The organism is Microcystis sp. LE19-84.1B (assembly GCF_027531875.1).
Classification (GTDB): Bacteria; Cyanobacteriota; Cyanobacteriia; order Cyanobacteriales; family Microcystaceae; genus Microcystis; species Microcystis panniformis.
Map to the genome: position 1 here is coordinate 1 of NZ_JAPZSR010000479.1, position 10,301 is coordinate 10,301.

The 10,301-nt window shown below is 43.2% G+C and carries 11 protein-coding genes and 3 pseudogenes; 6 read left to right on the forward strand and 8 right to left on the reverse strand.

The annotated features are described in order from the left end of the window. Positions 1–639: hypothetical protein (locus O9324_RS26630; protein ID WP_288141775.1), on the reverse strand; the 639-nt coding region annotated here is incomplete at its 3' end. Next, a pseudogene (locus O9324_RS27380) lies at positions 636–1,061 on the reverse strand (DUF4351 domain-containing protein); the annotation flags it as partial. The gene O9324_RS26630 and the pseudogene O9324_RS27380, both read right to left, overlap by 4 nt. A gap of 161 nt (positions 1,062–1,222) precedes the next feature. Here O9324_RS27380 and pgeF point away from each other — a divergent pair. Both pgeF and fmt read left to right on the forward strand, forming a co-directional pair. Continuing rightward, on the forward strand, positions 1,223–2,017 hold the full coding sequence (gene pgeF, locus O9324_RS26640) for a peptidoglycan editing factor PgeF (RefSeq protein ID WP_002770242.1): 795 nt from the start codon (positions 1,223–1,225) through the stop codon (positions 2,015–2,017). A 41-nt stretch (positions 2,018–2,058) separates the two neighbouring features. After that, complete coding sequence (gene fmt / locus O9324_RS26645) at positions 2,059–3,036, forward strand: methionyl-tRNA formyltransferase (protein ID WP_288141776.1); 978 nt, start codon at positions 2,059–2,061, stop codon at positions 3,034–3,036. Between the two features lie 29 nt (positions 3,037–3,065). Here the strand turns inward: fmt and O9324_RS26650 are convergent, their stop codons facing one another. Continuing rightward, positions 3,066–3,446 (reverse strand): cyclic nucleotide-binding domain-containing protein, encoded by a 381-nt coding sequence (locus tag O9324_RS26650; RefSeq protein WP_002770239.1) that lies wholly within the window; start codon positions 3,444–3,446, stop codon positions 3,066–3,068. 363 nt (positions 3,447–3,809) lie between these two features. Beyond that, entirely contained in the window at positions 3,810–4,616 is an 807-nt protein-coding gene (locus O9324_RS26655) for a TlyA family RNA methyltransferase (RefSeq protein WP_288141777.1), read from the reverse strand. A gap of 139 nt (positions 4,617–4,755) precedes the next feature. Between O9324_RS26655 and O9324_RS26660 the strand changes: the two genes are divergently transcribed. Then, a complete protein-coding gene (locus O9324_RS26660; protein ID WP_288141778.1) occupies positions 4,756–4,977 on the forward strand; it encodes a hypothetical protein in 222 nt (73 codons plus the stop codon). 38 nt (positions 4,978–5,015) lie between these two features. After that, the gene (locus O9324_RS26665; protein ID WP_288141779.1) at positions 5,016–5,210 is read left to right on the forward strand and encodes a hypothetical protein; all 195 of its coding nucleotides are present in this window, start codon (positions 5,016–5,018) and stop codon (positions 5,208–5,210) included. Between the two features lie 81 nt (positions 5,211–5,291). Here the strand turns inward: O9324_RS26665 and O9324_RS26670 are convergent, their stop codons facing one another. After that, the gene (locus O9324_RS26670; protein WP_288141780.1) at positions 5,292–6,122 is read right to left on the reverse strand and encodes a metal ABC transporter permease; all 831 of its coding nucleotides are present in this window, start codon (positions 6,120–6,122) and stop codon (positions 5,292–5,294) included. Between the two features lie 21 nt (positions 6,123–6,143). Here O9324_RS26670 and O9324_RS26675 point away from each other — a divergent pair, with 21 nt between their 5' ends. Next, on the forward strand, positions 6,144–6,380 hold the full coding sequence (locus tag O9324_RS26675) for a hypothetical protein (RefSeq protein ID WP_288141781.1): 237 nt from the start codon (positions 6,144–6,146) through the stop codon (positions 6,378–6,380). 7 nt (positions 6,381–6,387) lie between these two features. Here O9324_RS26675 and trxB read toward each other — a convergent pair whose 3' ends face one another. From trxB to O9324_RS26690, 3 genes and pseudogenes are all read right to left on the reverse strand, one after another. Continuing rightward, on the reverse strand, positions 6,388–7,746 hold the full coding sequence (gene trxB / locus O9324_RS26680; protein WP_288141782.1) for a thioredoxin-disulfide reductase: 1,359 nt from the start codon (positions 7,744–7,746) through the stop codon (positions 6,388–6,390). Between the two features lie 111 nt (positions 7,747–7,857). Continuing rightward, entirely contained in the window at positions 7,858–8,628 is a 771-nt protein-coding gene (locus O9324_RS26685; protein ID WP_288141783.1) for an HAD family hydrolase, read from the reverse strand. Between the two features lie 73 nt (positions 8,629–8,701). Further along, positions 8,702–9,895 (reverse strand): annotated as a pseudogene (locus O9324_RS26690) (lipase family protein). A 126-nt stretch (positions 9,896–10,021) separates the two neighbouring features. Here O9324_RS26690 and O9324_RS26695 point away from each other — a divergent pair. Then, positions 10,022–10,301 (forward strand): annotated as a pseudogene (locus O9324_RS26695) (IS1 family transposase); the annotation flags it as partial.

Sequence of the window (10,301 nt, forward strand, 5' to 3'; positions counted from 1 at the left end):
ATCCTCCTGTGTTTTTTTCGATAAAGCTTCTAGATTTCTACTCAGATTATACAATAAGTTTAAGGAAGCCGATTTTAGGGGATTATTCGGTGATAATCTCTCTAATTCATCGATAGCTCTCTCTCTTGTTCCTCCTCTACCCAATAATCTTAGCCATAATGTCTCTGGGATTGCGGGTAATTGATGAATGACGACAATAGCTGTACCTAAACCCTCCGGGAGAAAATAAACCCCTTCTCCCCAATTGGGTTGTAATTGAGCCGTAAACAGGGATAAAATGCGCTCACTAGCTGTAGGAGTCAAAATCCATAACTTAGGTATCTCCTCCTCTGATATTCTCTGTTTATTTCTCTTTGCTTCTCTGTGGAAGATTTCACGGATAGCAAAGCGCTTGGATAGACAATCATTGATACCATCAAGGGTAATCCCATTGCGATAGGGTTCCAATAAACAGGGATTTTGGCATAATCTGCCTAATAGTCCTAACTGAGAGGGAATTTCAGAGATATTAGGACTAAAATACACATCAATTTCTTTAATTTCTGAGGTGACTTCTTTACTGACAACTACTGTACCGTAGGGAGAAAGAAGGGTTTCTAGGAAGTCTTTGCTAAATTTATCCCAAATAAAGCGAGTCACGGATGCAACCAGTTATCTAAATCTGTCAAAGTGTCAAAGTCTAATAAAGCGAGTCCTAAGTCTTCTAAGCGCTCCACAGGAAGGTTACGGATGGTTTCCTCAAGATTTTGCGGTATTTCCCCGAAACGTCGTTGAAGAAGTCTAATAACAAGATTGGCTTCTTGAATTCTACCCTGTTCAAGACCCTGCTGTACACCTTGCTGTAGTCCTCTTTTCAGTCCCTCTTGAACCGCTTGTTCTCTATCCTGTTGGTAAAGTGGAGCTAAACGCATAATAAACTCCCTATCCTCCTGTGTTTTTTTCGATAAAGCTTCTAGATTTCTACTCAGATTATACAATAAGTTTAAGGAAGCCGATTTTAGGGGATTATTCGGTGATAATCTCTCTAATTCATCGATAGCTCTCTCTCTTGTTCCTCCTCTACTATTTTTCTGATCGGAGACTACTGGCTACTGACTCCTAACCCTAACAACAATTTTTGATTTTTACCGGAGATATAAATAATCTTCCGGTTGCCGTTTGCCAGGCTCAGAACTAGGATAGGAAAGAACGAGGTATTAATGTAGCAAGAGAGGCTTAGACTGTGACCAATGTAGCGATCGATGTCCGATTAACCGCGACTTCTCTGTGGCAATGGCAAATATGGCAAGGATTGCCCTATCTTACCTGTAATCTCCTAGAGGACTGGTCCCACGGCTTTTTTACCCGTCATTATTACCCCCAAACCCCGGAAGCTTTTACAGAGGCTTTAGGAGCAAATGTACCGGTTTATCGGGTCAAACAGGTACATGGCGATCGCCTATTAAATCCTCAAGGGATTACTAACCCGGAAATTGTCGAAGCGGATGGAATTATCACCGATGCTTCCGGTCAAGGGATTTGGGTGGCCAGTGCTGATTGTACGCCTGTACTAATAGGCGATCGCTCTACTGGTGTTGGGGTGGCGATTCATTCTGGATGGAGAGGGACAGCCAAGGGGATAGTTGCCAAAGCAGTTAAGCAGTTATTAAAATCTGGTAGTTGTTTAGATAACCTAGTGCTGGCCCTGGGGCCGGCAATTGCCGGAGAAGTGTATCAAGTAGAGACAGAAGTTGCCGCACAAGTGGGTTTAAGTTTATTTCCCCAAGAAACCAATCCCGACCAAATTCTAGGGAATTTATTTAACCTCTCCCCCTCCCCCTTATTTGCTGACGAGGAAAAAGGGAAAGTGCGCTTAGACGTGCGACGGGTGATTTATCATCAACTACAACAGTTAGGAATTAGGGATGAACAAATTGCGATCGCTCCTTTTTGTACCTATCAACAAGAGGAGCATTTTTTCTCCTATCGTCGGGAAAAAGCCAAAAAAATCCAATGGTCCGGCATAGTTAGTCGTTAATGATTACTGCTCACTGATAACTGAAAAATCCCCCCTCTCCCATGCGTATTGTTTTTTTCGGAACCCCGACTTTTGCCGTTCCCACCCTCAAAAAATTATTAGCCAATCCCGATATAGAAGTGATTGCCGTCGTTACCCAACCGGACAAGCGCCGGGGAAGGGGTAATCAATTAATCCCCTCACCGGTGAAACAAATAGCGATAGAACAGCAAATACCAGTTTTGCAGCCCAAAAGTGTCAAAAAAAACGCTAAAACCTTAGATTTTCTCAGACAATCGCGAGCGGATGCTTTTGTGGTGGTTGCCTACGGACAAATCCTCTCCCCAGAAATTCTAGAGATGCCGCGATTAGGCTGTATTAACGTTCATGGCTCAATTTTACCGAAATATCGGGGAGCAGCCCCCGTGCAGTGGTGCATCGCTAGGGGAGAAAAAGAAACCGGCATTACCACCATGTTAATGGATGCGGGCATGGACACCGGACCGATGTTACTAAAAGCCTACAGCCCGATCGCTCTTTTTGACAATGCCGAACAGGTGGGAGCAACCCTAGGGCAAATGGGGGCGGATTTGCTCCTAGAAACCCTCTCTAAGCTCGATCGAGCAGAAATTACCCCAATTCCTCAAAATAACGACGATGCTACCTATGCCCCTTTAATTCAGAAATCTGACTACCTAATCCACTGGCAAGATTCGGGCCGGACAATTCATGATCGAGTCCGGGGTTTTTATCCTAATGCGCTGACCACTTTCCGGGGACAACCCCTAAAAGTGATGGCCACTATTCCCCTAGACGATCTGGAGCAACTGCCTCGAGAATTACAGACAAAAGACCTTTCTCATCTAAGCGGAGAAGTGGGATCGATCGTGACTCTCTGGAAAAATTTCGGGCCGGTAGTGCAGACGGGAGCGGGTTTATTATTATTAAAAGAAGTGCAATTATCGGGAAAACCACCGCGTTCTGGTGGGGATTTGGTCAATGGTTCCCGTTTAACTGTCGGTGAGATTTTCGGTCAATAGTTTTCGGGGTATGGCTTTCCTTTGCTCCTCTATGCTTCACCGGCGAAGATTTTTTTCAACTTGCGAAAGCGATCGGAATAACTTCTTAATACTTCGATTGCAAACATGGGGGTTTCCTGCACGGCAAATAAAAACTGCGGTTGATTGAGACAGGCTAATTTACAATCAGTTTTGGCGATAGCTGTGGATTCTCGCAGTTTATCCCCATGCAGGAGCGCTCCTGCTCCGAATACATCCCCTTTTTCTAGAGTTTCTATCAATTGTTCCTTGATATACATCTCCACTTCTCCGCTAAGAATACCGTACATTAACTCGCCCTCCGTGCCATCGACAAAAATAACTTCACCAGCTGGAAAAGTGCGATCGGGATGATTTTCGAGAATTTTAATCGTCTCTACGGGACTTAACATGATTTAACAATAATTTTTCGGGTTATCCCTCCCATTTTCCGATATATTGAACTCCCCGATCATCGTTTTTGTATGTAAGAATACTTGAAACTTCTCTACCTGACCAAGATTCGGTTTGACTCTCAGAAATGCTTTGTTTAATGCTTGTCGGGGAGAGAAAATTTCCCTCTTCATACCTTTATCCTCTTCCTACCCAACCCGATTTTTGAGTCTATTTTTTTCTCTCTTATCTTCCCTCAAAAACCCTATATATATGGGCGCACGGATTCCCATTATACATAAAGTCTAAAGCAAGTCTCGCCATTTGTCAAGGGGTTTCCGAAAATCTCCCCCTCTCCCCACTTCCTTGAGAAAATACCTGGTTTAAAACTGTTCGAGCGCTTTTTGGGTGATTTCTGCGATCGCTGTTAAACTGGGACTAACTGGGCCAGTATCGGTGGATAACCAGAGAAGATACTCGACGTTACCCGCAGGTCCGGTAATGGGAGACCAAGTTAAACCCCGATAGAACCATCCTAAGACTTCGGCGGCCTGTAAAACCTGAAAAATTGCCCCTGCTTGGTCTTGATGGTCGCGAACTACCCCTTTTTTACCGACTTTTTCCCGTCCCACCTCGAATTGGGGTTTGACCAATAAAATCGCCTCTCGCGGTGGATTTAATAGCGTCCACAGGGTCGGTAAAACTTTGGTCAGAGAAATAAAAGACAGATCCATAACTGCTAAATCGGCGGGTTTTTCCTGTCCGTATAACTTTTCTGGGGTTAAATAGCGAAAATTAGTTCTTTCTAGTAAAATAACTCGTTGATCCTGCCGTAAACTCCAGGCCACTTGTCCATAACCCACATCGACCCCATAAACCTGTTTTGCCCCTTTTTGCAAGAGACAATCGGTAAATCCCCCCGTGGAAATGCCCCCATCTAAACAAATGCGATCGCTGACATCGATGGCAAACAATTCTAAGGCCTTGGCTAATTTTTCGCCCCCCCTTGACAAATAGGGCAGTTTCTGCTTAACCTCGATCGCCGCTTCTGGATCGATTTCTGTGGCAGGTTTATCAATGATTTGGTGATTGACTTTCACCTCTCCAGCGCGAATTAATCGCTGTGCCTGTTGACGGGAATCACAGAGATTTTTGGCTACTAATAATAAATCTAATCTTTGTTTCGGCAAGGAAGGCCTCCCAATAATCAGCGCCTAATTCTAAAAAATACCTTATTTTTCCCCAAGCAATCCCAGAAGGAAGATTATAAGTAAACATAGGGACAAGCGGAACCCATCAGCTAAATTTTCGCTGTCATCCCGATATTTTATGGATAAAGATACTCGATTCGCCATTTTAGTCATTGGCATCCCCTTTCTAGGACTAGCTTACTGTGGCTTGATTTTTGCCGTGATGATCTATTGGCCATGGGCCCGGGAACATCCCGTGACCATGGCCACTTTTTTCGTCCTTGCTCCTTCTTTGATTTCTGGCTCTATCTGGCTGTTAGCTTCCTATAAAGCCCGCCAAAAGCAGCGTTTGGGGTTATGATTGGCAGGACTATCCCATCGCCCTCTAGAGAACAACTAATGTGGGGCAATGTGGGGGCGTGCCTTCGCCCTTCCCTAGATAGGGTTTGCGGCAAAAAGTTTTTCTTGGGGTGTGGGGTGTGGGGTTTTACCTATTTTCAGGTGGTCAATTACCTAATTTTCCAGGAAAAAGTCCCGGAATTTTCCCCCCAATCACTCCAATGGTCGGCACTTTTTGAGGGAAAAAAAGTCTAAAAACTTTATCCAACAAGGTTGTTAGATTTATTCAGCAAGCCCTAGATAACTTTTTCTGATCACCACAACTAGGGGAGAGCCTTAAAGATTAGATATTTTTCTGGTGATAGTTAGCATAAAAGGTTTCCAAGTAAGACTGATTAAATAGCCCAATCCTGCCACTAAAATAATTGTCGCCCCCGAGGTGAGATTTAAACTATAGGATAACCATAAACCAACCAAAGTAAAGACAATTCCTAAAATAATCGCTAGGATCATCATTCCCTTCATATTTTTAACAAATTGTCCACTGATAGCGGCGGGAATAGTTAACAAAGCAATTACCATAATTAATCCTACCACCTGCATGACCGCCACAATAGTTAAAGCGGTTATTCCCATTAAACCCAAATAAATTATCTCCACGGGAATATTGCGAATAATCGCAAAGGTTTCATCAAAAGATATGGCTAACAACTCTTTATAAAAGATACTAACTAAGGTTATAATTAATATATCTATGCCCGCCATTATCCATAAATCATCCCTCGGTACAGTCAAAATACTACCAAAAAGATAACTCATTAAATCAGCTTTATAACCTGGGGTTAAATCAATAAAAATTACCCCAATCGCCATACCAATTGCCCACATCACCCCGATTAAAGTATCGGCTCTCTCCCGGATGCGACGCTGTAAAAATCCCATGCCTAAAGCCGAAAAAAAGGTAAAAAATATCGCCCCCACCACAGGATTAATCCCAAAAAAATAACCGATTCCTATCCCTCCATAGGCAGCGTGAGCGATTCCCCCACTGATAAAAACCACGCGATTAACTACTACCAAAGTACCCACAATCCCACAGGCAATACTAACTAATATTCCTGCGGCGATCGCATGGCGCATAAAATCAAATTGTAAAGCCTCTAGCATAGGGTGTGGGGAAGTGGGGAAGTGGGGGAATGGGGAAGTGGGGAAGTGGGGAAGTGGGGAAGTGGGGAAGTGGGGAAGTGGGGAAGTGGGGAAGTGGGGGAATGGGGAAGTGGGGAAGTGGGGAAGTGGGGAAGTGGGGAAGTGGGGGAATGGGGAAGCTGTCTCATCACCCTATCACCCCAAAACCCTATCACCCCAAAACCCTATCACCCCAAAACCCTATCTCCTAACGACCGACTCCTGACTCCTGACAACTGATAACTGATTATTGATAACTCTCAATTACTTGACGAAAATCGCTTTTTTGTTTGACTCCGCGCATTTCTTTTACTAATTCCTGGTCCTTAAAGAATTGTACCGTGGGAGTCCCGGTTACTTGACCCATTTTGGCGATTTCTGGGTCAGCTTCGATGTCAATTTCCACAAAATAAATTTTGCCATCGTACTCATCGACCACTTTATCTAAAATCGGTTTCAGGGTTTTACAGGGGCCACAGGTGGGAGAAACATATTTTACCATTAACAAGCGATCGCCATCATGGAATAATTTCCGCAAAGCATAACCCCCAACGTGACGGGTTTTGTGAATATCAAAAGTCTCCTCCGTATCGGCCGGGGTTTCGCTAACGGTTTTCGTCTCGTAATGTTCAGAAGTGGCTGATTGACGGTATTCTTGGATTAAATTATGCTCCGATAACCATCTTTCTGCCAATAACGCCGCCATACACCCCGTACCTGCGGCGGTGATGGCCTGACGGTATTCGTGGTCCTGCACGTCTCCTGCGGCAAAAACCCCCTCGACGCTGGTAGCAACGGTCCCCGGTTTGACTTTTACATAACCCACCTCGTCTAATTCTAATTGTCCTTGGAATAGGGAAGTATTGGGAGTGTGACCGATGGCATAAAATAACCCTCTAACGGCTAATTCGCTGATTTCTCCCGTTTGCGAGTTTTTAATGCGTATTCCTGCCATTTTACTGCCTGTACCGAACACATCCACCGCTTGGGTGTGAAAATGAACGGTAACTTTCGGATTATTTAACACCCGGTCCTGCATTGCTTTCGAGGCACGCATCGCTTCCCCACGAATTAATAAATGGACGTGGGAGCCGTATTTAGTTAAATATACGGCTTCTTCGGCCGCTGAGTCACCGCCACCAATGACAGCGAGGTTTTCCTCTCTAAATATCGGTGTAGCACCGTCACAGATAGCACAAGCGGAAATCCCGTTACTCCAGAATTGGGCCTCGCTGGGTAATCCTAAGCGTTTGGCAGTGGCTCCCGTGGCGATAATAATACTATTGGCCTTAACTTCCCTGTCCGTGGAACGAATGATAAAAGGACGCTGACTTAAATCCACCGAGATAACATCTTCGGTATAGCATTGGGTCCCCCATCTTTCGGCCTGTTCCTTCATTCTTTCCATCAGCTTCGGACCGGTGATTCCTTCGGGAAAACCGGGGAAATTTTCTACTTCTGTGGTGGTCATCAATTGTCCCCCCGGAATGCCTCCCGCTTGGAAACCCTCAAACATCAAGGGTTTTAAGTTCGCACGCGCCGCATAAATCGCCGCCGTATATCCTGCGGGTCCCGAACCAATAATGACTAAATTCTCGACAGTCATAACCGTAAATGCAACTCATAACGACTACGCTTTTTATTATAACAGATAATGTCGGGTGGGTTAGACGACGATAAGTTAGATAGTTTACCTTAATATTCCTCGTCACTGACTCTACCAGTGGGTAAAGTCTGCCGCAAATTGAGATAGGGATAACAGTTTAATACGGGTATCTTGAGCGACTTTTTGGCGCATTTGAGCGGTATTATATCCCCAATCGGCTAAATATAAGCCCACATCGTTTAAATCGGCTTGTTGCTCCACTAATTCCAACGCATCGAGACGATCCTCGACAAACCACAAATTAGCGGGAGATTCCGGTAAATCAGCCAGTATTTGCTGAATAGTCAGGTATTTCGGCTGTTTGATTTCCTTGCCAATTAATCTCGCTTCTGGAAAATCAATTGCTACTTTTTGTAACAATTGCTTGACAAAACGGCTTTCTTTTGTAGTGATGATATAAACCAAAAAATCCGAGTCTAAAAGAGAGGCCAAGCGATCGATCGCAGGTTGATAAAATTGATGTAAAGCTAACCAAGACTCTAGATCCGACTCAATCCATCGATCCCGAAGACCATCGAGAGCATTTGAGAGGACTTTTTTCGCTATTTTCTCCCTTTCTAGCAGATTTTGCCGAATTAACGGCCAATTATTTAAAGCTTCCTCGTCGGGAATATCGAGAACGAGCGATCGCAACAGTAAAGGCATTTCCCAACCGGTTTCGATAACGGGACGAAGTTGCGAAAACCTCGGGAAAAAATCCTCGGGAATTATTTCCGGCCAAAGGGTTTCATAGGTGCGTTTGCTAATCTGAAAATACTCGATCATGCCATCACAAAGAACACCATCAAAATCGAGTGCTAGAATGCGGGGGGATTGATTCATAGATGCTGGTTTAATCTCAATAATGGCAGTATAGCGCAGGGAAAATTAAAAAATTGTCTGGTACATCATGCTATTAGCTATTCTTTGCTTCATCGTTGACATAACATAGCTGTCTGATGATTTCTGTAACAGAATTTTTCAATCCCTCTACATGAATCCAGCCCACATATACAGCATATACAATATTTTGATGATTGTCCTGTATATAAACATGATGAACACGATATAAATCTGAGCTTAAATAAATATAACCACTGGCATCTTTGAATTTACCCTCTAGTAATATTTTTTCTTTTAAAGGTTTCATTTTTGCCACATCTTTAGTCACTCCAGATATTTTAGCTATTCTTTCTATGGCAAGATCAACACAAGTGTTATTACTGTAACTATTGCTATGATTATAATCCTGCTGATTAAAATAAATTGTCTCTACGATATTTTTAGCCACTTTATCTGATGCTAGGTAATAGGTATGAGCATTAAGGGAATTTAAGACAACGGCAGCAATTTCTACGGAATCAAAAATATTGCCAGTCGCTTCTAGATAATAATCGCTCATTAAAATCTTGGATACATCGGTTATAGAATCAAAAAGAGGACGAATTGGATAAGCGATAATATCGGAGGAATTGATCAGATTATTCCAGAGCAAACGCTGGCCTTGATGCTGGCTAATAAATTTTTCAATTTGATCGGTATCAATGCCTAAAGTTAAATTCAAAAATGGGATCGGTGAACCCATTGTTGTCACACTAGCTAGGGAAAGTTTGCCCCATTCTTTACCGATAAGATCACGAATTTCATGAGCGGGATCTTTAGGATCAAAACGCTCGGAAAATAACAGATACCAAAGGATTACAGTACCCAAAGAATGGGCAACTATATGTAATTCTGTTTCCTGGGGATAAGCTTGAACAAGATCGATTAATTGATCGGCAATAATGCGGCGAATTTGTTTTCCTCGATCGCTGCCTAAATAGCTAAATGCGTCACCGATAAAATAAGATAAATACTCTTTTCTAAAATTTTGATAGCGAAAGGATTGCTCGGGATTAAAATTACTATTTTTCTGTTTTTGTGTCTGTAATTCTTGATCAATATCTCGCCATAATTTTTCGGTTCCTTTGAGAACATTTCCCCAAAATCATGCCTAACAGTAGGGAATCGCCCGATTTTTGCGTTTACATTCTTCTTCAATTAGTTTGATTAATTTATTGGCATAACTAGCATCTCTTGTGGCCACTCCGTGAATAAAGTAAATAAGCATAATAGATTTATCTCAATAAGCGTTGATCGGAATCTCTCACCTTCTTAATATATCCTTCTAGCTTCTAAAACCCCAAACCCCACACCCTGCCTCCAGGAAAAGCTTTTTGCCGCAAACCCTATGCGCGGAGATAGGAGTCGTCAATCAGCTAAAAAACTTTGGGGCCAGTTTACCCGGTGTTTACCGACAATGCGCGGTTGCTTACACAGACTTTTGGGAGTCCGATAAGACAGTAATTCCGAGTAAACGTCATCGAGCGGTCGGAAAAGAAACTGGTCAAACTAATCCTATTGAAAGATTAAATAATACCTTTCGACAAAGGATTTCTCGGCTGGTGAGAGAGAGTCTATCTTTCTCTAAAAAAATGGAGAATCACGTTGGGGAACCCTTTGGTATTTTATCCATG

What these genes read in the sequence shown, in the direction of transcription:
- O9324_RS26660 (WP_288141778.1), top strand. Translation starts at nt 4,756, where the DNA reads ATGGATAAAGATACTCGATTCGCCATTTTAGTCATTGGCATCCCCTTT.
- O9324_RS26685 (WP_288141783.1), bottom strand. Translation starts at nt 8,628, where the DNA reads ATGAATCAATCCCCCCGCATTCTAGCACTCGATTTTGATGGTGTTCTT.
- fmt (WP_288141776.1), top strand. Translation starts at nt 2,059, where the DNA reads ATGCGTATTGTTTTTTTCGGAACCCCGACTTTTGCCGTTCCCACCCTC.
- O9324_RS26670 (WP_288141780.1), bottom strand. Translation starts at nt 6,122, where the DNA reads ATGCTAGAGGCTTTACAATTTGATTTTATGCGCCATGCGATCGCCGCA.
- O9324_RS26665 (WP_288141779.1), top strand. Translation starts at nt 5,016, where the DNA reads ATGTGGGGCAATGTGGGGGCGTGCCTTCGCCCTTCCCTAGATAGGGTT.
- trxB (WP_288141782.1), bottom strand. Translation starts at nt 7,746, where the DNA reads ATGACTGTCGAGAATTTAGTCATTATTGGTTCGGGACCCGCAGGATAT.
- O9324_RS26650 (WP_002770239.1), bottom strand. Translation starts at nt 3,446, where the DNA reads ATGTTAAGTCCCGTAGAGACGATTAAAATTCTCGAAAATCATCCCGAT.